Genomic DNA, 22,530 nt, shown 5'->3' with positions numbered 1-22,530 from the left:
ATCTTCATTAATTTTCAGGAATAGTTACAAAATTGCCAACTTACACTTCGAAAAGCTCAGTGTGACCACAGATAAAATTATCATTGTAAAAAGTTATGCTTAAAAATTTTTCAGAAATCATTCAGCAGCAATTTGAAGAAGATCAATTTGAAGTTCGATTAAAACTGAATGCCGATCACGAATTGTATAAAGGTCATTTTCCCGATCAAAAAGTAACGCCGGCCGTGGTGATGATTCATTTATTTAAGCAAATTGCTGAAGATTTTTCTGCGGAAGAACTTCAGCTTGAAGAAGCTTCAAATCTTAAATTTTTAAACGTACTCGATCCCGATCAAGAAAACGTTTTAATTTGTACCGGAAGTATTGAAAAACAAGAGAATAAGTTTATTTTAAAAGCGATAGCCAAAACTTCTCTAAAAGTTATTGCCAAAGTAAAATTGATTTTCACGACTTTTGTCGACCATTAAATCAAGAAATTGAAAGAAAATTCGGCTTACATACCTATTTTCAATGCGTTAAAATGCTGTGTGATTATTCCAACGTATAATAATCAAAACACGTTAAAACGGGTGATCGACGGCGTTTTAGAATATACGGAGAATCTTTTGGTGATCAACGATGGTTCTACCGACGATACACCAACTATTTTAGCTGATTATCCGCAAATTCATACGATTCATTTTAAGGAAAATAGAGGGAAAGGAAATGCTCTAAAAAAAGGTTTTCAAGAAGCCGAAAAACTGGGATTTAAGTATGCAATTACTTTAGATTCAGACGGGCAACATTATCCCAAAGACTTACCGAAATTTATAGAGCAATTACAGCAGCCTCACGAAAAACCTTTATTAATCATTGGTTCTCGACAAATGGATAGTCCCGGCGTACCACAGGGCAATAGTTTCGGGAATATTTTTTCGAGTTGGTGGGTTTATATTGAAACGGGTTACAATTTAAAAGATACGCAATGTGGTTTTCGATTATATCCGCTCGAAATCGTGAATAATATCAAGTTATTTACGCCTAAATTTGAGTTTGAGATCGAAATTATGGTGAAAAGTGCCTGGCGTGGTGTCGAGCTAGAAAACATACCTATCGATGTATTGTATGATCCTAAGGAGCGGGTGACGCATTTTCGCCCAGTGATCGATATTACCCGAATTACTTTATTGAATATTTGGTTTGTTTTTGTCTCTTTTTTCTTTGTAAAACCGGTTAGAAAACTCAAAGAAATTCAGCAAAAAGGAGGGAAGCGTTTCTGGCGAGAAGATATTTTAAAAATTCAGGAGACTCCGCTACAAAAGGCAAAAGCGATTGCTTTGGGCGTTTTTATTGGTATTTCGCCATTTTGGGGTTTACATTCGTTAATCGTTTTTTTTGCTGCAGAATACTTTAAATTGAATAAAGTCTTGGCATTTTTCGCTTCAAATGTGAGCATTCCGCCAATGATTCCGTTTTTGTTGTATTTCAGTTATCAATTTGGAGCGATCATTTTAGGAAACGAGCCTGATGCCACCTTAAATATTGAAAATATTGAAAATGCGCTCGATATTTTAATGGGCGTGAAGCAATATTTGATAGGAAGTTTTGCCTTAGCTGCCGTGAGTGCAATTGTTTTAGGAATATTATTTTTCTTAATTTTCAGTTTATTTAGCAAGAAAAATTCAGCAGATGCATAAGTGGCTGTTTCAACTTTATCAATATTTTCAATCTCATAAATCTTTTGCTTTTTTGGGATTTTTCTTATTGGTTTTATGTTTTGTGTTTGGCGCTTCCCAGTTGAATTTCCAAGAAGACATTCAACAACTTATCCCAAAAACGGAAGCGTCTAATCGGTTACAGCGAATTTTAAAAACCGTAGAATTTACCGATAAGATCGTGGTGAATATTTCTTCGGAAAAAACACATAATGAAGATAGTTTGGTAAGTTATGCGGAAGCTTTTCTGCAACAAATTCAGCAATCACCCGATTCAATTTTTATTGAAAAAATACAAGGAAAAGTTGCAGATCGCGAAGTACAACAGACCTACGATTTTATTCTTGAAAATTTACCACTTTTCCTTACCGACGAAGATTACGAGATAATTCAGCAACGAATTGCCAAAGATAGTGTACAATCAAGTATAGAAGGAGTTTACAAGAGTTTGGTAAGTCCGTCGGGCATTCTCACAAAGAGATTCGTTTTAAACGATCCTTTTCAGTTAAGTAGCTTAGGTTTAACGAAGTTGAAAAGTCTCGAACTACAAACCGGTTTTCGTATTTACAAGAATTTTTTAGTACATAAAAACGGTAAAAATCTTTTACTGTTAATTACGCCAAATTCAAATTATTCAGATGCGGCAAGTCAAGCCAATTTTGCCGATTATTTAAATTCAACAGTTGAAAAACTTAATCAAAAAAACGACGTTAAAGCTAGTCTTTTTGGGAGTTTATTGTATAGTGTTGCGAATGCTAATCAGATCAAAAAAGACATCCTTTTCACCGTTGGGATTGCTGTTTTTATCTTGTTTGGAATCCTTATTTTCTTCTACCGAAAAATTTATATTCCGCTCGTTTTATTTTTACCGACCTTGGTCGGTGGTATTTTTGCGTTAGCATTTATTTATGTATTGAATGGCGAAGTTTCATTAATCAGTTTAGGGATCGGAGCCATTCTTTTAGGAATTTCGTTGGATTATTCACTTCATATTTTAACGCATTACCGCAACCAACCCAACGTAAAATCTTTATATAAAACAATTACAAAACCGGTTTTAATTAGCTGTTTTACGACGGCGATCGCATTTTTCTGTTTACTATTTTTAAATACCGAAGCTTTAGCAGATTTAGGTTTATTTGCTGGCTTAAGCGTGATAGGTTCTGCAATGGTGGCGTTATTCATTATTCCGCATTTGTATCGAAAAAAAGATACCATTCTTCCTCAGCAAACATTTTTAGATCGATTAGGAGCTTATGAATTCTCTAAAAATAAACTATTGTTGGGAAGCCTTGGCTTAGCTTTTCTAGTTGGCTTATTTTTTATGCATAAAGTTGAATTTAATAACGACTTAGCACAACTTAATTACCAACCGAAAGTATTAATAGCTGCTGAAAAACAGTTGCAAGCTTTGGAAGAAGGCCAAAATAAAACGCTTTATTTAGCCAGTTATGGTAATACCTTAAACGATGCGTTGCTCACCAACCAAATGCTTTATAAAAAGCTTCAAAAAGCGAAAGAAAATGAAGCGATTACCAGTTTTAGTAGTATTGGCGGAGTAGTTTTATCGACGCAAGAGCAACAGGAACGTATCGAAAAATGGAAAAATTTCTGGTCGGTTGCTAAACGAGAAAAATTGCTTCAACAAATTGAAACGACTTCAGATTCATTAGGATTGAAAAGAAACGCCTTTCAAGGTTTTGAAAAATTACTAAAGAAAGATTTTAGAACGTTGAACCTTCAAGATTATCAGCAAGTTTCTAATTTATTTATTGACGATTTTATTCAGCAATCTTCCGAAGAAAATTTAGTAACGATTACATCTTCTATCAAAGTTCGTCAACGAATTTCAGCCGATGTGATCGAAAAATTTAATCAAGAAGAAGGAGTTTTAGCGATCGATCGAAAAGCGATGAATGAATCTTTTTTAGGCAGTTTAAAAGACGATTTTAATGAATTACTGTTGTATTCTTTTATTGCGGTTTTCTTCATTTTAATCATATCATTTCGAAATCTGAAACTTGTTTTTTTAACCTTGATACCGATTGCGATCACTTGGGTTTTAGCCTTATTTATCATGTATATTTTAGGCATTCAATTTAATGTATTGAATATCATTGTCTCCACTTTTATTTTTGGCTTAGGGGTTGATTATTCAATATTTATAACTAGCGGATTAAAGTATGAGTTGAATCATAAAAATGAAGTTTTATCAAGCTATAAAACCTCTATTTTACTTTCGGTGATCACCTCTTTATTAGGAATGGGCGTAATGATTTTTGCTCAACATCCGGCGTTGAGATCAATCGCTTCAGTTTCTTTGATCGGTATATTTTCTGCGGTTTTGGTTTCGTTTACCGTGCAACCTTTTTTATTTCGATTACTTTACCGAAAGTCGAATGCGTAAGGGTTTTATATATTTGTTGTCGATGCGATATTTAGCTTTCATTTTCATAGTATTTCTCACTTCTTGTGGAGTAAAAAAATCCTTGGAAGACCGACCCGATCTCACCGGAATAGAATTGATCGACACGGTTCGTGTTCAGCAAGGTGAAGAATATTATCGATTAGGTAATAATTCCCTTCAAAAAAATCAGTACGGTTTATGGGAATTGTATGTCGAAGGAAATCCGTTAGAACGCGGTTTAGCGATCGGTAGTTTAAGTCAGGATTTACTAAAGAAACAAGAAAAAGCTTTTATGGGAAAACTTGACGATTTTGTCGATTCTCCCCAACAGAAAAAGTTTTTAAGTAAGGTCGTGAAATGGTATAACCGAAAAATGTACCTGCATATTCCTGAAGAATACAAGCAGGAAATTTACGGGATTTCCCGATTCAATTCGCACGATTATGATGAGTTTGCCAAGCCTTATGTGCTTTCGTTGTATTTGCACGGCGCTCATGATATCGGTCACGCGCTGAGCGATTTGATGTTGGTGGGTTGTACATCGTTTGCCGCTTGGGATGAGCATACCGAAAACGGACAATTATTGATCGGCAGGAATTTTGATTTTTATGCCGGGGATACCTTTAACGAAGAAAAAATCATCGAATTTTTTAATCCGGATAGCGGTTATAAATTTATGATGTACTCTTGGCCGGGATTTATTGGTTCGGTAAGCGGGATGAACGAGCACGGACTTACCGTAACCATCAACGCGGGGAAATCTAAAATCCCGTTGATTGCCAAAACGCCTATTTCTCTGGTTACAAGAGAAATTTTACAATACGCCAGAACGACTGAAGAAGCCATTGCCATTGCTAAAAAGCGAGAAGTTTTTGTTTCAGAATCGATTATGGTGGGAAGTGCAGAAGAGATAAAAGCCATTTTAATTGAAGTTTCCCCTAAAAATTTTGGAGTTTATGAAGTTGAAAATTCTTCGGAATTAATTTGTTCGAATCACTTTCAAAGTGAAGCTTATGCCGAAGATTCAAGAAATCAATCGGCGATAAAAAACAGTCATACGCAACAACGCTACGACCGTATGAAAGAATTATTAGCTGAAAATGAACAACTCAACCCCGAAAAAGCCGCCGCAATTTTACGCGATAAAAAAGGAGTTGAAGACAAAACTTTAGGTTTCGGAAATGAGTTGGCGATCAATCAATTGTTAGCGCATCATGGTATTATTTTTCAACCCGAAGAGCGCAAGGTATGGGTTTCTTCAAGTCCGTACCAATTAGGAGCTTTTGTAGCGTATGATCTAGATGAAGTTTTTGCTGAATTTGAAAACGGTGATCATTCGTTAAAAAGCATTGATTCTTTATTGATTAAAAAAGATCCATTTTTAGACTCTGAAGCATTTAAAAACTATGAACTTTATCGTAAGGAAAGTCGGGAGATTCAACATAAAATTCAGCAAGAAGAAGAAATTTCTGAAGAAAAATTAGTAAGTTTTGTCGCTTTAAATCCTGATTTTTGGAAAGCTTATTATTGGGTGGGCGAGTATTACTTTCAGCAAAAAAATTATAAAAAAGCCATTGTTTACTATAAACAAGCTTTGCGAAGAGAAGTGACGACTTTGCCCGATGTAGAAATGCTCGAAAAACGAATTAAAAAAAGTTACCGAAAAATTTAATGAAACCTATTCAAACGCAAATCCCTTCAGCAACCTGGAAATTACTTCAACAGCAATTAAAATATGTGGAAGAAAATTCTGCTTTCTATCAGGAAAAATTTCAGCAATTAGGGGTTTCTGCCAATAACTTAAAAGCGGAAGATTTAACGCAGTTAGCTATCACCACGAAAGATGATCTAGCTTCAAGAAATGAGGATTTTATTTGTGTTCCCAAAAGAGAAATTATCGATTACGTGACTACTTCCGGTACGTTGGGAGCACCGGTGACTTTTGCTTTAAATGAAGCCGACTTGCAACGTTTGGCGGCGAATGAAGAAAAATCCTTTCAATTAGCGGGAGTCACTCCGGACGATGTGGTGCAAATTACAACCACTTTAGATCGTCGTTTTATCGCAGGAATGGCTTATTTTCTGGGATTGCGAAAGCTTGGTGCCGGTTTGGTTCGGGTTGGTTCGGGAGTGCCGGAGTTGCAGTGGGATTCAATTAATCGCTTTCAGCCGACATATTTAGTGGCAGTTCCTTCCTTTTTAATTAAGTTAGGTAATTATGCCAAAGCCAACGGAATCGATTGTAAAAATACCTCGATTAAAGCTGCGATTTGCATTGGTGAATCTTTACGAGATGAGAATTTTCAACTCAATGCTTTAGGGAAGAAAGTTGAAGAATTGTGGGGAATCGAATTGTATTCAACCTACGCTTCCACAGAAATGAGCACCGCTTTTACCGAATGTGAAGCACACGAAGGAAATCATATTCTGGAAGATCTCATTTATACCGAAATTGTCGACGCACGAGGTAATTTAGTCAACGACGGTGAAGTAGGAGAGTTGGTCGTGACCACGCTCGGGATCGAAACGATGCCGCTTATACGTTACGCCACCGGCGATTTGGTTAAGAAAATTATTGAACCTTGTAAATGTGGTCGGGAAGGAGCGCGATTGAGTTCGGTTTTGGGTAGAAAAAAACAGCTCATTAAATATAAAGGCACCAGTATTTATCCGCCACAAATTACCGAGGCTTTGGCCGATTGGCCGGGAATCGATTTGCATTTGGTAAAAGTTTCTATCAGTCAAGTGGGAACTGATCATTTAGAAGTTATTTTACCGGATTCTTTTCAACAGGAAAAATTAGCTGCTTTAAAAGCTCATCTTCGAGCAAAATTAAGGGTTCTGCCGGAAATTAGTTTTTGGAAAACAAAAAAACTTCAGCAAACTATTTTTAACCCGAATCATCGTAAACCTATTCGTTTTTTAGATGAAAGAATGAAAACTGATGAAGTTTAAGTTAGAAAATAGTCATCCTTTTTATCAAAAAACGGAAAAAGATAAAAAAGTAATTCAGCTTAAGGTAATTGCGATTGCAATTCTTTTATTTATACCGAGTTTGATCCTTGCTTGGCATGCTAAAATTTTCTTTATTGCCATTTTTGTTTTTTACTTGTTGATTACGATTATCGCTCCGTTTATCGATGTACCGACCAATCAAAAAACCGGAAGATTGATTTACTATTCTAATTTTCTGATTACTGAAAAAGAGAAAAACGGAGTGGTGAAAATACATGGCGGAACCTTATTAGATTATTATTTTGTATTGGATTTTAAATGGAACGGTCAACAACGAACAAATTATATTCTTCAACAATATTTAGAAGGTTTGTTTAATCTTATCGAAACTTATGAAAACGGTGAAAACAAGCAAGTGAAATTTACCGGGACTACTTATATTTTAAATGCACGAACCGCTGAAAAATTAGGTTTTAAAACTCGTAAAATTGATGGCGTACAATTATTGATTTTATCGATGAATTACTTCAATTTACTAACCTCTAACTCGATGGCAAAACGAAAATTAGCCCTTCCTAATTTGAGAAAAGCGATCTCTTTTGAAGCCAATTTAGAAGATTTAATAGAAAAGAAGGCATTGATCAAAGCTTTGAGTGATCGATTAAAATAGCTTAGTCAAACCTTCTTACAAACCAAAATCAACTTCTCGTTAGTTGAATTTGTAGTAAAAAATAAATAAGTATTTCCGCCATCTTTGATGTTAAGTTTCTTTCTGATCTGTTCTACCGTTAACGGAAAGTTTCTCGTAGTAACATTGGCTTTCGAAATACCGAGTTTTTTAAAACTTTTTTTCTGAAAAGGAAGTTGCTCCTCGATTTTGAATACGCGACCGGGAAATTCAATTTTTTCTTCAGAAGTGTATAAATGACTATGTGGAGCGATTTTTTGAAGTTGAAATTTTTCTGCAACCGAATTAAAAAATCCGCCTTTTAAAATGGCTGCATTTGGCTCGTACAAATATTGAAGAGGTTCATTGTAATTGACTTCCGCAGTAGTTTCATTATAAAAATCTGCCTGAAATTCTTGTTGAGTTTCTTTATTAAAATTGATACATTTTACAGGAAGTTCATCTTCATTTTTTTTTGACGTGATTTTCCATAATAATTCTTTTACATCATTATTTACCGCGATAATTTGAATTTCTTCTACCTGATAATTCAGTTCATTTAACCCTAAACTTAAATCAAGTAGTGGGGAAGTTTTCATGAAAACTCCGTTGCGAGCATGTTTCAGCAACAATTCTAAATGTTGAAGAATATCAGGTTCACAATCTTCTAAACGAAATACGCGACCGCCAACCTCATTTCTACGAGAAGGATCAATGTAGATCCAATCAAAAATTTGATTGGTGTTTTTCAAAAAATCTATTCCACTGCCGGTATAGAATTCTAGATTGCTTTTTTTAGATAAATATTGAAAGTTATGTTTTACAAGCTCTGAAAGTTCTTCGTTAAGTTCACAATGTATCACTTCGTGAAATTTTTCAGCAAAGAAAAAGCTATCAATCCCAAAACCACCGGTGAGATCGATCAACGATTCGCCTTCAATTTGTTCAGCTTTATAAGTCGCGGTAATTTGAGAAGAGGTTTGCTCTAAATTAAGACTTTTGGGATAGATTATTTTTTCCGTAGAAAACCACTTTGGTATTTTCTTTTCAGCTTTTCGCTTGGTTTCGATCTGTGTGGCGATCTCTTGTATAGAAACCTGAGGAAACGGACTCCCTTTTAAAATTAACTGCGGAAGATCTGTTTTTAAATTGTTGTTGATAAACTCCTGAACTTCCGGCTGAAGTAGTCCTTTATTCAACATTTATAAATCTTTGGTAAGGTTTCTAACGATTTTATATTCGCTAAAAGCTTCTTTCGCAATCACTTTAATCGCCGTATAAACAGGAATAGCCACGATCATTCCCACGACATTAAATAAAAGCCCGGCAATGAGAATAATCAAAAATATTTCTAACGGATGCGATTTTACACTTTTTCCGAAAATTAAAGGCTGATTGATAAAGTTATCGATAAGCTGTGCAATCGCATAACCACTCAAAACATAGATAAGTCGTGGAAGAATTACCGTTGAGAAATCGGCTCCTAAGTTACTTGAAATTACAAAAAGCATCATTAAAATACCGGCGAAAAGCGGACCTAAATAAGGAACGATATTTAAAAACGCACAAATAAATGCGATCGCAATCGGGTTATCAACTTCAAAAACTGTAAGCAAAATGGTATATAAAATAAATAAGACTAAAATTTGAAGCGTTAATCCCACAAAATAGCGAGAAAGCAACACTTTAATCTTATCGAAAACACGTTTAAAACGGCCTTCGTCGCCATAATTAGAAAATACCAAAACGCTATTCAGCATTAACGAACTGTCTGAAAGTAAAAAGAATGAAATAAAAATTATAGAGAATACTCCAATTAAAGCCGTACCTAATCCGCCAAAAAGTAGATTCATAAAGTCGGGAATCACTTGAAGATCAAAGTTTTTTACAAAACTGGTTTGCCTAAAACCTTCAATAATGTCAATTTGTTTAACACCTAAAAACTCACGAACTTGAGCATTTAACGCATTCAAATCTTTTTTAAAGGCATCGAGATCTATCTGACCTAAATTTTCACTTTGCTGAACGATAATCGGGACAAAAAGTGCGATAAGTCCCACAAAAGCGGCTAAAAACAAAAGCAAAACAATAACGACCGCTATTCGGTTGGGAACTCGTAATTTATCTTTTAAGAAAATAACTACCGGTCTGCCAATTAAGGCGATTACCGCAGCAATGGCGATATATACGATGACCGATTGTACTTGATATATAAAATAACAGAATACCAAAACACCCAACACAACGGCAAGTGCTTTTAATATTCCGAAGGCGATAGATTTACTTAAAGATTTGCTCACAGTGTAAAGATATTATTTCTGCTGAAATGAACTCAACTTTTTTGTGATTTCATATAATGCAATGCCGGTTGCTTGTGCGACGTTCATACTACTATTATTACCGAACATTTTTATATGTAAGTTGGCTGAAGTTTTTTCGAGCAAATTTTGATTCACGCCTAAATTTTCATCACCAATAATTAAAGCAATCTTTTTATTTTCTTGAAGTTGAATTTCTTCTACCGGAATACTATCGTTGGTAATTTCTAAAGCGAAAATCTCTATTTTCTGTTGCTGAAGCTCTTCAATAACTGTTTCAATAGATTCTTCAAACTGAAAAGCTACACTGTTTTGGGTAGATCGAGCGGTGCGTTTTAAACGATTACTATTAATGACTTCTTCATCAATTCCGCAGAAAATAATTTTTTCAATATGAAAAGCATCGGCCAATCGAAATAAACTGCCCAAATTCGCCGGGCTATTGACTTGATCTGTAATTAAGATGATCGGAAATTTCTCTGAAGAAAAATTTGTAGAATAATGGTCTAATTGCTCACTCATAACCTAATTTTCAAAAGCATATTTTACGATATTCGCACCCATTTTTAAAGCTTTTTCACGCACTTGTTGCGGGTCGTTATGTACTTCTTGATTTTCCCAACCATCACCTAGATCACTCTCAAAAGTAAATAATAAGATCAAACGATTTTGGTAAGTGATTCCGAAAGCTTGCGGACGTTTACCATCGTGTTCATGGATTTTTGGTAAACCTTCAGGAAAATTAAAGGCTGAAGAAAATAGGGGATGATCTGCCGGTAATTCTTGTAATTCTAGGTTTGGGAACACCTTTTTAAGTTCTTTTTCAATATAAGGTCGCATTCCGTAATTGTCGTCGATATGCAAAAAACCTCCACTAATTAAGTAATTCCGTAAATTTTGAGCATCTTCTTCAGAAAAAAACACATTTCCGTGTCCCGTCATATGCAAAAAAGGATAGCTGAAAATATCGGTGCTTTTGGGTTCAACACTTTCTGGTTTTGTATTGATTTTGGTACCAATATTCTGATTACAAAACTCTATTAAATTGGGTAATGCCGTTGGGTTACCATACCAATCGCCGCCACCGCTATATTTTAAAACGGCAATATCTTGCGCTTGTAAAAATGTAAAAGTTAAACAAAAAAGTAGCGTAAAAAGCTTTTGCATAGCTGTTGAAAATTTCAATAAATATAAAGAGAATTTTATTACTGAAACTCATTAATTAAAGCAGCCGTATGCGCAGCAACAATGGCAGCAGTTTCGGTACGTAAACGCGTATTTCCTAAAGTTACAGGAATAAAACCTGCTTTAATGGCACTTTTTATTTCTTCTGAAGAAAAATCGCCTTCAGGACCAATAAGAATGGTGTAGCTTTTACCGGGCTCTAGTTCTTTTTGTAGTGATTTTTTTTCATTTTCTTCGCAATGCGCTATAAATTTCTGTTCGTTTTGTTCTTGCTGAATAAATTCTTGAAAAGATATTGCTTCAGAAATTTCTGGCATCGAATAATGAAGTGATTGCTTCATCGCACTTTGTAAAACACGTTCAAAACGATTTATTTTTACCACTTTTCTTTCACTATGATCGCAAATTATAGGCGTGATCTTATCGAGACCAATTTCGGTAGCTTTTTCTAAAAAGGTTTCAAAACGATCGTTCATTTTGGTCGGCGCCACCGCTAAATGAATATGATACTTTTTATCACGTTCTTGCTCGACAGCGGTGATTTTTGCTTTGCATTTATTATGATTAGCTTCAATAATTTCAGCAGAAAACAAAAAGCCTTTACCGTTGGTAATGTTCAAGTTATCACCTTCTTGTTTACGCAAAACCTTAACGATATGTTTACTCTCGTCTTTAGGAAAAATAACTTCTTTATCTTCTGAAGAAATTGCCGGATTATAAAATAATTGCATAGCGATAAGGTTAAAGAGCGTAACGAGCTTTTGCGGTAATACTGGCGTCTGAAAATTCTTTTTTCAGATATTTATGATGACCTACAATGGCGATCATTGCCGCATTATCGGTGGTATATTCAAATTTAGGAATGTAGGTTTTCCAGCCAAATTTTTGTTGTGCTTCTGTAAGTGCGGTTCTAACACCCGAATTGGCAGAAACGCCGCCACCAATGGCAATTTCTTTAACTCCGGTTTGTTTAACGCCTTTTTTAAGTTTATCCATCAAAATTTTTACGACCGTAAATTGAAAAGAAGCACAAATATCTTTTAAGTTCTCTTCGATAAAATTAGGATTCAGTTTTTGTTCTCGCTCTAGAAAATAAAGCATCGAAGTTTTGAGTCCGCTAAAACTAAAATCTAAATTTTTCACGTTAGGCTTCGGAAAAGGAAATGCTTTCGGATTCCCTTCTTGGGCATATTTATCGATTAGAGGTCCGCCTGGATAGGGGAGATTCAGCATTTTTCCGCATTTATCATAAGCTTCTCCAACCGCATCATCAAGAGTTTCGCCAATTACTTCCATCGTAAAATAATCGGTTACTTTTACAATTTGCGTGTGACCGCCGCTAATGGTTAATCCTAAAAAAGGAAAATTAGGCTTTTCAAAACCATCTTCTTCAATAAAATGCGCCAGTAAATGCGCTTGCATGTGATTCACTTCAATTAAAGGAATATCGAGCGCCATCGCCATCGATTTGGCAAACGAAGTTCCTACAAGCAAAGAACCCATTAAACCCGGGCCGCGTGTAAAGGCGATCGCAGAAAGCTCTTCTTTGGTAATTCCTGCTTTTTTGATAGCTTGATCGATCACCGGAACGATGTTTTGTTGGTGCGCTCTCGACGCTAATTCTGGCACCACACCACCATATTCTTCGTGTATTTTTTGGGTAGCTACAATATTACTTTTTATTTTTCCGTTGCAAAGTACAGCAGCTGCCGTATCGTCACACGAAGACTCAATACCAAGTATATAAATATTTTGTGAAGCCATTATGTATTTTTAGGTACAGAAATTGTTAATATTGTTGACAAAGCTACTTAAATTTGCATTGCAGTAAAAATTGTACGTCTTTTTGACGATGCAAAATTAGTAACATTAACGAGATTAAAGAAAACAAACTAAATCTTAAATCACATTAAAAGATTTTTTAAAATATTAGGTAGAATAATAGTAGCCATCTTACTATTGTTTATTGTTTTAGTACTTGTGTTTTCGATACCGGCAGTACAAACTTCTGTCGCAAAAAAGGTAACCAACTCGTTAAACGAAACATACGGCACCGATATTAATGTAAAAGCCATTAGTATTTCTTACAACGGAAAAGTAGTTTTAGATGAAGTTTATATTGCCGATCATCATCAAGATAGTCTTATAAGTGCTAAAGAAATTAATACATCTCTAATTAATGTTCCGGCGATTTTAAGTGGAAGTCATTTAGATTTTGGTGACTTAACCGCAGATCGTCTAAAGCTGAATATTAGACATTATAAAGGCGAAAAAAAAGATAACCTAAGCATTTTTGGCGATAAGTTTGATACCGGAAAACCACAGCAACAACCTTTTGTATTAACTATAAGCCATATTATTGCTTACGATAGTGAGTTGAGTTATGTTGATGAAAATCTCGATAACCCAGAAATATTATTTTTTAATGATCTCAATATTAATGCGGCAAATTTAGTAGTTGAAGGTCCTAATGTTTCGGTAGATATAGAAAGTTTAAAAGCAAAAGAGCAACGTGGTATTGAGATCACCAATTTAGCGACTAACTTTCGCTATACGCTAGAAAGTATGGATTTTGAAGATTTGGTGTTAGAAACGCCAAACTCTAAATTGGTAAGCGATATTAGATTTGATTATGAAGAAGGAGGTTTAGCCGATTTTGAAAATAATGTGATGATTACGGCAAACTTCAAAGAATCTTCAGCAGATACTCGGGATCTAAAAAAACTTTATGCTGAATTTGGAACCACAGAAGATTTTAACTTCACCGGAGATTTTAAAGGAACACTCAACGATTTTGAACTTCAAAACTGGAGACTAACCGGTATGGATCGTACGGTCGTGAATGGAAATTTACATTTTACAGATTTGGTCGATCAACAAAAAACCTTTGAACTTTCAGGAAATTTTGAAGAGCTTTCTACCAATTATTACGACTTGGTCAATTTACTTCCGAATATATTAGGCAACAATTTACCGGAGAAACTTAGAGAAATAGGAAGCGCCAATCTTAGCGGTTTTTTAAGTGCGACTCCAAGTAAAGTCGTGACTAATTCAACGATCACCACTCAGTTAGGAAATGCCAATCTAAACCTTACTCTGGACGATTTAAACGATTCAGATTTTGCACGTTACAAAGGAAATGTTCAATTTAACCAATTTAATTTAGGTCGATTACTTGGTAATTCATCTTTAGGAAAAGCTACGTTCAATTTAGACGTAGATGGGATTGGTTTTACGCAAGCCACGTTAAACACGCGCTTAGAAGGAACCATTAAAAAATTACATTTTAATGGTTATACCTATACAAATATTGAAGTTTTAGGGGTTTTAGATAATCCTTATTTCAACGGAAAACTGGTAAGTAAAGATCCTAATTTTCAATTTGAATTTAATGGTTTAGCCGATGTTTCTCGAACGCAAAATGTTTACGATTTTAAAGCAAGCGTGGCTTACGCCGATCTAAATGCTTTAAATTTTGTGAGACGTGATAGTATTGCCGTGATGAAAGGTGATATCGTGATGAATGTAGAAGGAAATAACCTTAACGATGCACGAGGAGAATTATCGCTGAACAATTTTTCTTATCAAAATCACGAAGAATTATTTGAGTTTGAAGAGCTTAAAGTAATTTCATCTTTTAATAATGAAATTCGTAAAATACAGATCAATTCTCCAGATGTAATTAGTGGGGAAGTAGAAGGAATTTTTAATATCAATGAGGTTCCTGCGCTATTTCAAAATGCGGTGGGAAGTTTATATACCAATTACAAACCTATTGCTATTGAAGGTAATCAATACCTCGATTTTAACTTCGATATTTACAATAAGATTGTTGAAGTATTTTTTCCAGATATAGAATTAGCACCCAATACTTTTATTCGCGGTAGCGTAGAGTCTGAAGAATCTGATTTTGAACTTACATTTCGTTCGCCACAAATCAATGTATTCGAGAATATGTTCGAAAAGGTGAATTTACAAATCGATAATTCTAACCCCTTATTCAATACCTATGTTGAAGTAGATAGTATTTCAACCCAATATTATAACGCCTCAGATTTCAACTTGATCAACGTAACGCTAAACGATACCTTATTTATCAGGTCAGAATTTAAAGGTGGTAAAAATAATAATGACGATTTCAATTTTAGTTTATTCCACACCATTAACGAAGAGCAAAAATCGGTGATCGGGTTACGTAAATCGAATATTAGATTTAAAGAAAGTGATTGGTTTATCAATCAAAAAAACACTAAAAATCAAACCATCGTTTTCGAGAAAGATTTAAGTAGTTTTAAGATCGATACGCTTACTTTCAATCACAAAGATGAACTAATTAGTTTAACGGGAGAAGCAAGAGATTCGACCTATAAAGATTTTAAACTGAACTTTAAGGAAGTCGATCTCGCTAAAATTACTCCTAGTTTAGACAGCTTAGACCTAAACGGAATTGTAAACGGTAAACTCGATTTTTACCAAGAAAACGGAGTTTATTACCCTACATCTTCTCTTAAAATACAAGATATAGCGGTAAACGATGTGACCTACGGAAATTTAAAATTAGATATTGAAGGTAACGAAAGTTTAACGCAATATAACATCAATGCCTTACTTGGTGACGATGAATATGATTTTTTACGAGGTAACGGAAGCATTAACGTTAGCGATGAGAACCCGAATATCGATCTAAATTTATACTTCGATAGTTTTAAGCTGAATGCTTTTAGTGCGTTGGGCGCCGATGTAATTTCAGATATTCGAGGCTTAGCTTTCGGAAATGCAAAAATTACAGGAGATTATCGAAATCCCGAAATGTCTGGGCGATTAACCTTAAGCGAAGCCGGTTTAAAAATACCTTATTTAAATGTCGATTTAAACCTGCAAGATAATGCCGTGGTCGATTTAACGAAACAAGATTTTATATTTAACCACGTCGATGTTACCGATACTAAATACAATACCAAAGGGGTGATCGATGGTCGAATTTCTCACGAAGGTTTTTCTGAGTGGAGTATGGATTTGGATATTATCGCACCAGAAAAACTACTCGTTCTAGATACCGATTATACGGAAGAATCCTTGTATTACGGAACCGGTTTTATAAGCGGAAGTGCAAATATTGGTGGTCCTACCGATGAGTTGGTGATCGATGTTGTAGCAGAAACACAAGAAGGAACCGTATTTAAAATTCCGTTGAACGATACCGAAACTATTGGTAACAACTCTTTTATTTACTTCTTAACTCCTGAAGAAAAATTAGCACGCCAACAAGGGAAAGAAATTAATGTGAAAGAAGTAAAAGGCTTAGAATTAAATTTTGAATTAGATGTTACAAATGATGCTGAAGTAGAAATCGTGGTCGATCAAACCAGCGGAAGTACATTAAGAGGTAGCGGAGCGGGAACTTTACTTATCGAAATTAATACCAACGGTAAATTTAATATGTGGGGAGATTTTGTGGTTTACGACGGGGTTTATAATTTTAAATATGCCGGCTTGGTACAAAAAGAATTTCAAGTAGTTTCTGGCGGAAATATCACTTGGGATGGTAGCCCAACACGAGCAGATCTAAACGTTCGAGCTTTGTATAAAGTAGATGCAAACCCTGCCATATTGCTAGAAAACCCAACGATCAACAGAAATATTCCGGTGGAAGTTTATATCGATTTAAACGGAGAACTTACTGAAACCGATCTAACCTTTAATTTAGAATATCCTAACTTAAGTTCGGTCGTAAAGTCTGAGTTAGAATACCGAATTAGCGATCGCCAGAATACAGAAATACAAGCATTATCGTTAATCACACAAGGGAGTTTTTACAGTCAATACAGTGTTGGTCAAAATGCGCCGGGTAATCTTTTAGCAGAAAGAGCTTCCGGTTTATTTGACGATATTTTTGCAGACGACGACGGGAAGTTTAAAGTAGGTATCGATTATGTACAAGGAGATAGAACTCCAGATCAAGATACAGCCGATCGTTTTGGGGTAACGCTTTCAACTCAAATTAGCGAAAAAATCTTAATTAATGGTCGAGTAGGGGTTCCTATTGGCGGCGTTACCCAATCTGTAGTTGTAGGTAATGTTGAAGTAGAAATGTTGTTGAATGAAGACGGAACCTTACGCGCAAATCTTTTTAATCGCGAGAATAACATTCAGTATATTGGTCAGCAATGGGGTTACACGCAAGGAGTCGGACTTTCTTACGCGGTAGATTTCGATACTTTTAAAGAATTGATTTATAAGATTTTGAATAAAGAAATGAAACTTGAACAAGTACCAGAAGAAGTAGAGGAGAATCCTAAATCTTTAGCCCCTGATTATATTAACTTTCCTGGGAAATAATTCAGTTAAACAATCTTATTCCAATTCTTCCAAATAAATAGACTGCAAATTGTTGCGATAACGTACGCGATAATTGCTGAAGTAATTTCAGTATAGATCCAAAAACCGGTTCCGAAGAGAATGGCGTAAATGCCTACCGTACCTGCAAAAAATGCCAATACTTTATAGTTGAAATAATGAAATTTTCCTTCTTGATCAAAAACTAGGTTTTGAAAATTCTCCAAAGTCTTTTGGTCACTAGGCTGCGTTATTAGTGTTGTCACTACCCAAACGATGGTTGTAAAAACCACCCCGAAAACTAATTCCCAATGGCTTTCCCAATTTATAAAAGGCTCTGTTAATTTACTATTTACAAAAAAGAAAATCGCAACCACAAAAGAGCTGATCATCGCTGCAATCTCGCTATACGGATTAATACGTAACCAAAACCAGCGTAAAATAAAAAGCAGTCCCGTTCCCGCACCAATTTGTAATAATAAATTAAACGCATCTCTGGCTTCTTCTAAAATTAAAGAGAGTGAACCTGCGGCGATCATCATTAAAAAAGTTGAAAGTCTACCAACTTGTACTTTTTGTTTTTCTGTAGCTTCCGGCTTTATAAAACGAGCGTAAAAATCGTTCACCACATAACTGCTTCCCCAATTTAAATGGGTTGAAATTGTACTCATAAACGCAGCGATCAACGAAGTAGCCACAATCCCTAATAAACCGTGTGGCAAATAGGTAAGCATTGCCGAATATGAAAGATCATCTTTCACAAAAGAACTATCTAGATCTGGAAAGGCAGTTTGTAAACTTGCCAGATCAGGAAAAACCACGATCGAAGCTAAACCAATTAAAATCCACGGCCAAGGTCTAATCGCATAATGTGCTAAGTTGAAAAATAAAGTTGCCTTTACCGCGTGTTTTTCATTTTTTGCAGCCAACATACGCTGCGCAATATAACCGCCGCCACCAGGCTCAGAACCGGGATACCAAACGCTCCACCATTGTACCGCTAACGGAATAATTAATAACGGAATAAATAATTCGGGTTTTGAAAAATCGGGGAGAAGATGGGTGTTAGTTGTCACTTCAGGATGAGAAAGTAAAGCATCTAAACCGCCAACTTCGGGTAGATTAATAATATAAATGCTTGCCCAAACACTCCCAACCATTGCAATAATAAACTGAATAAAATCGGTAATTAAAACGCCTTGCAAACCACCCAACATCGAATAAGTGACGGTTACTACAGAAGCTATCGCTAGGGTTTCTAAAGCTGAAAAATTAAACATGACGTGTCCAATTTTTATAGCTGCCAAGCAAACAGAAGCCATAATGACAACATTAAAAAACACGCCTAAATATAATGCTCGAAAACCCCGAAGAAATGCGGCACTTTTACCGCTATATCGAAGTTCATAAAATTCTAAATCGGTGGTGACGTTACTTTTGCGCCAAAGCTTAGCGTAAAAGAAAACGGTAAGCATTCCCGTGAGTAAGAAGCTCCACCAAATCCAATTCCCGAAAACACCGTCTTTTCTAACGATACCGGCAACCAGACCCGGCGTATCGGCAGCAAAAGTTGTGGCGACCATCGAAACGCCTAAAATCCACCACGGCATATTTCTGCCGGAAAGAAAAAAGTTTTTAGCATTTTTTCCGCTGCGGCGGGCAACAACAATTCCTATGATTAAGCTAATTAAAAAAAAGGCTATAATAAATAGCCAGTCTAGAGTAGATAGCAACATTCGCTTTTAATTTGGTTGCTAAATGTAATAAAAAGATTGAAGATTAAATGTCTGTTACAGCAATTGCGCTAATTTCAACATTTACAAATTTTGGGAGATTTGCTACTTCAACAGTTTCTCTAGCGGGAGCGGTTGCTTCATTAAAATATTCAGCATAAATTTTATTAATAATACTGAAGTTATTCATATCACTAATAAATATTGAAGTTTTGATCACGTTTTCAAACGTTAACCCGGCTTCCGTAAGAATGCCTTTAAGGTTTTTCATCACCAAATGAGTTTCTTCTTCTAAAGAGCCTTTAAATAATTCGTTTGTTTCAGGATCGATCGCGATTTGCCCGGAAGTGTAAAGCATATTTCCGGTAAGAACTGCTTGGTTGTATGGGCCAATTGGAGCAGGAGCGTTAGTGGTGGTGATAATTTTCTTCATCTTAAAAAGTTTATAGGTTTCTGTCTCGTTCTCTGTTCTTATCGTATTTAATATCACTCAAGACGCTGGCTTTGATCCCGATAAAGAAATACCAAGACTCTCGTGTACCAAAAGGTGTCCAGTTAAAACTTAAGCGCCAACTTTCTAAATCACGCTGAAAACGAAGTTGGGTAAAAGTAAATCCTTGGTTTTTTATATCATAACCTGAAGAAGCCCCAACCGACCAACGTGGCGATAATTCTACATTCCCCGAGAACATAAGCGAGTGCGAAGAGATTTCATTTTGCCTATTTAGGTTATTGTAAGTCATGGTGTACGATAAACGTAAATCCCACGGAATTTTATAATTATATCTTTCGGTATCATTTTCAACGGTTTTTTCTTCCTCTTCTTCATCTTCAAAAGTTCCGTCATAATTCATTCCTTTACCAAATAAATCGTCGGTACGACCACCTTGCCTAAAGGTATCGTTTTCTACTTTATCGGTATTTTTATCGCCACCGGTCGCAAAATCTTTGTCGGAGAAAGAGTAGCCAAAACTTACGTTACCACGGGTAAGCCTAAATAAACTTCCGCCGTTATTTATATTCCACTCATCAATCCTTCGGTTATTATTGTCGAGTGCGTAAGGATCTAAGGCTGCATTAAAGTTAATGTCTAATTTACTCGGAATTATCGGTAAAGTACCTCTAACTTGAACAGGCGCCATCGCTAAAGTATCTGCCGCCAAATCGTAAGAAGAACTAAAAGAGAGGTTACTAAGTAATTTTCGCTTTTCGGGTTCTTCTGCTAAAGTATCTTTTGAACGTACTTTTGCTTCAAAATCGTTGGTAACACTAAAGCCAATACTGCTTGAATAACGGTTACCCGGCGCTCCGTATAAAGAACCTTGAAATCTAGAATATTCTACAATTTCATCTTCTAAACCGGAAGTTCCCGGAATGAGATAGGTATCGTAAAATTCATCAAAAGCTGGATTAATCGTATAACTTACACTAGGTCGAACGGTATGACGAATCGCTTGTATTTTCTTGTCTTTACCAAAGTCGAAAATACCGTAAATTGTAGTACCAACACTTGTATTGAAGTTGTAAGTTCTATAAGCATCAAAACCTCTTACGGTATCGATCACCTCTTCTTGTCTGTTTTCATCGTAAGAACGCTCAAAGGTTTTAAACACCCAATTTTCTTGAAAAGAAGTTCCGGCACTTACACTAAAATAATCAAAAACCTTAAAGTTGGTGTTGATTGGGATGGTGTGTTGAATACCGCTTACCGCTTCTCTAAACATTTCCGGTTGAAAAAAAACCGAATCGTTTGTTCTAAACCTGTTTTCTCCTCGAACACTATATTGAAAGTTAATGTTCTGAATAGCTCCTTTTTTAGTCCCAGATTTTGGTTCAAACGGATAAATTCTAGACATACTCGCGTTTACCGTTGGCAGCGTCATATTAATATCTCCCGTATTACTATTTTGCGTATGTGTTGCACCAACAGTTAAGTTAACTTGCGGTTCGCCTTGAAAGGTTTTATTATAAGTCACCGAAGAATTCATGGTGTTGTTCAAGAAGTTTCCGGTGTTGGTTTGGTTAATGGTTTGTTGGTAATATTGACTACTACCTAAGTTAACCGAGGCAGAAAAACGAGAATTCGGATTGGCGTTGGCATCTTGAGAATGCGTCCAAGTAACATTATAAACAGTTCTTTCTGAAAAATCTGGGAAACCGGGTTCGCTATTTAAAAGCTTTTCATACCTAAAGTTGAAAGCTCCGCTAAACTGGTAACGCAATTTATAATTTGACTGAACTCGAAAATCGTAACTCCCATTTGTATAATAACTTCCTAAAGTTGCCAGGTCAAAATAATCGTTCACCGCAAAATAATAACCTCCGTTTTGTAAAAAATAGCCTCGTTGGTTGTTATCACCAAACGACGGAACAATAAAACCGGAAGCACGATCTTCGGTTAACGGAAAATAACCAAATGGCAATCCAAGTGGAGTAGGCACATCGGCGATGTACATATTTACAAAACCGGTAACGATCTTCTTATCGGGAACCATTTTAATCTTTCGCGCATAGAAATAATATTCAGGATCGTCGACATCTTCAGAAGTGGTGAATTTTACATTTTTCATGTAATAAACCGAATCATTTTGTCGCTTGGTAACTTCACCTTTTACTTTAAACGCTCCTTGATCGGTTCTGGAGTTGTAAACTAAGGCTTTTTCAGTTTCAAAATTAAAACGAATACTGTCGGGTTCAACTACGTTTTGACCTTGCGTAAATACAGGCCTTTGGGTGTAAGTTCCGCTAGTGTCTTGAATACCGAAAGCGTAAACTTCTTTTTTATTATTGTCAAGAATGATGAGTCCGGCTTCAATGGTAATATCACCATACACGATTTTTCCTTGATTGTAGAGGTAAGCTCTTCCGTTTTTTCGATCAAATCGAATGTAATCTTTCGCTGTTGAAGTTACATTATCGGTAAGAAAGCTTTCTTTCTTTTGTTTGACTGTATCGAGTTTTACAGTGTCTAATTCAACTAAATCATTTTCAGTAAAATTTACTTCAATTGAATCGTTGTAAGGTATGCGTTGCGGAGTCTTGAGTTCTCGGTCTAAAGGAGTTATACTATCTCTTTCTTGCGCCCATAAACTACCAAAAAAAAATACGGGTAGAAAATAAATGAAAAGTATGTATTTTAAGTTTGGTTGCAATGCTAATAGTACTATTTTTGTATTGTTTGGCCTGCTTTTTGAAAGCCCAAAATTACATATATTTTTTAAAGGTAAACGTACAA

Annotated in this window: 16 protein-coding genes; 7 read left to right on the top strand and 9 right to left on the bottom strand. The window is 35.6% G+C overall.

What is annotated here, in order from left to right; translation table 11 throughout:
• Window positions 1-95: 95 nt before the first annotated feature.
• Genes G551_RS16095 through G551_RS0101765 form a run of 6 tightly spaced genes read left to right on the top strand, consistent with a single transcriptional unit; the run spans window position 96 to window position 7,726 of the window.
• Window positions 96-467, top strand: a complete 372-nt coding sequence (locus tag G551_RS16095) for a hypothetical protein (protein WP_051191182.1) — start codon at window positions 96-98, stop codon at window positions 465-467.
• 9 nt (window positions 468-476) lie between these two features.
• Window positions 477-1,676 (top strand): DUF2062 domain-containing protein, encoded by a 1,200-nt coding sequence (locus G551_RS0101785; RefSeq protein ID WP_051191179.1) that lies wholly within the window; start codon window positions 477-479, stop codon window positions 1,674-1,676.
• Window positions 1,669-4,101 carry an MMPL family transporter gene (locus G551_RS15225; protein ID WP_051191177.1) on the top strand — a complete coding sequence of 811 codons (2,433 nt, stop codon included), beginning with the start codon at window positions 1,669-1,671 and terminating at the stop codon, window positions 4,099-4,101. The genes G551_RS0101785 and G551_RS15225 overlap by 8 nt, the downstream gene beginning before the upstream one ends.
• Before the next feature lie 22 nt (window positions 4,102-4,123).
• Window positions 4,124-5,773: a C45 family autoproteolytic acyltransferase/hydolase gene (locus G551_RS0101775; protein WP_156876733.1), complete on the top strand. Its 1,650-nt coding sequence runs from the start codon at window positions 4,124-4,126 to the stop codon at window positions 5,771-5,773.
• Window positions 5,773-7,056 (top strand): phenylacetate--CoA ligase family protein, encoded by a 1,284-nt coding sequence (locus G551_RS0101770; RefSeq protein WP_051191175.1) that lies wholly within the window; start codon window positions 5,773-5,775, stop codon window positions 7,054-7,056. Before G551_RS0101775 ends, G551_RS0101770 begins: the two co-directional genes overlap by 1 nt.
• Window positions 7,046-7,726 (top strand): hypothetical protein, encoded by a 681-nt coding sequence (locus tag G551_RS0101765; RefSeq protein WP_036243089.1) that lies wholly within the window; start codon window positions 7,046-7,048, stop codon window positions 7,724-7,726. Before G551_RS0101770 ends, G551_RS0101765 begins: the two co-directional genes overlap by 11 nt.
• Window positions 7,727-7,731: 5 nt before the next feature.
• Here the strand turns inward: G551_RS0101765 and G551_RS0101760 are convergent, their stop codons facing one another.
• Genes G551_RS0101760 through tsaD form a run of 6 tightly spaced genes read right to left on the bottom strand, consistent with a single transcriptional unit; the run spans window position 7,732 to window position 12,990 of the window.
• Entirely contained in the window at window positions 7,732-8,925 is a 1,194-nt protein-coding gene (locus G551_RS0101760) for a class I SAM-dependent methyltransferase (RefSeq protein ID WP_308426724.1), read from the bottom strand.
• Window positions 8,926-10,023 carry an AI-2E family transporter gene (locus tag G551_RS0101755; RefSeq protein WP_027883951.1) on the bottom strand — a complete coding sequence of 366 codons (1,098 nt, stop codon included), beginning with the start codon at window positions 10,021-10,023 and terminating at the stop codon, window positions 8,926-8,928.
• Between the two features lie 12 nt (window positions 10,024-10,035).
• Window positions 10,036-10,563 (bottom strand): TrmH family RNA methyltransferase, encoded by a 528-nt coding sequence (locus tag G551_RS0101750; RefSeq protein ID WP_027883950.1) that lies wholly within the window; start codon window positions 10,561-10,563, stop codon window positions 10,036-10,038.
• A 3-nt stretch (window positions 10,564-10,566) separates the two neighbouring features.
• On the bottom strand, window positions 10,567-11,208 hold the full coding sequence (locus G551_RS0101745) for a DUF4159 domain-containing protein (protein WP_027883949.1): 642 nt from the start codon (window positions 11,206-11,208) through the stop codon (window positions 10,567-10,569).
• A 38-nt stretch (window positions 11,209-11,246) separates the two neighbouring features.
• Window positions 11,247-11,957, bottom strand: a complete 711-nt coding sequence (locus tag G551_RS0101740; protein WP_027883948.1) for a 16S rRNA (uracil(1498)-N(3))-methyltransferase — start codon at window positions 11,955-11,957, stop codon at window positions 11,247-11,249.
• A gap of 10 nt (window positions 11,958-11,967) precedes the next feature.
• Window positions 11,968-12,990: a tRNA (adenosine(37)-N6)-threonylcarbamoyltransferase complex transferase subunit TsaD gene (gene tsaD, locus G551_RS0101735; RefSeq protein WP_027883947.1), complete on the bottom strand. Its 1,023-nt coding sequence runs from the start codon at window positions 12,988-12,990 to the stop codon at window positions 11,968-11,970.
• A 195-nt stretch (window positions 12,991-13,185) separates the two neighbouring features.
• On the opposite strand from tsaD, the gene G551_RS0101730 reads away from it, so the two are divergent.
• Window positions 13,186-17,565 carry a translocation/assembly module TamB domain-containing protein gene (locus tag G551_RS0101730; RefSeq protein WP_229797287.1) on the top strand — a complete coding sequence of 1,460 codons (4,380 nt, stop codon included), beginning with the start codon at window positions 13,186-13,188 and terminating at the stop codon, window positions 17,563-17,565.
• Window positions 17,566-17,570: 5 nt separating this feature from the next.
• On the opposite strand, the gene G551_RS0101725 is transcribed toward G551_RS0101730, so the two are convergent.
• The 3 genes from G551_RS0101725 to G551_RS0101715 are packed head-to-tail and all read right to left on the bottom strand — an operon-like array spanning window position 17,571 to window position 22,447.
• On the bottom strand, window positions 17,571-19,298 hold the full coding sequence (locus G551_RS0101725) for a sodium:solute symporter family protein (RefSeq protein WP_027883945.1): 1,728 nt from the start codon (window positions 19,296-19,298) through the stop codon (window positions 17,571-17,573).
• 43 nt (window positions 19,299-19,341) lie between these two features.
• Window positions 19,342-19,728 (bottom strand): RidA family protein, encoded by a 387-nt coding sequence (locus G551_RS0101720; RefSeq protein ID WP_027883944.1) that lies wholly within the window; start codon window positions 19,726-19,728, stop codon window positions 19,342-19,344.
• 10 nt (window positions 19,729-19,738) lie between these two features.
• On the bottom strand, window positions 19,739-22,447 hold the full coding sequence (locus G551_RS0101715; RefSeq protein ID WP_027883943.1) for a putative LPS assembly protein LptD: 2,709 nt from the start codon (window positions 22,445-22,447) through the stop codon (window positions 19,739-19,741).
• Window positions 22,448-22,530 lie beyond the last annotated feature (83 nt).

This window comes from Mesonia mobilis DSM 19841, from assembly GCF_000423405.1.
Lineage (GTDB): Bacteria > Bacteroidota > Bacteroidia > Flavobacteriales > Flavobacteriaceae > Mesonia > Mesonia mobilis.
Note: the sequence above shows the minus strand (reverse complement) of the source record. Positions and strands in the feature narration are given on the sequence as shown.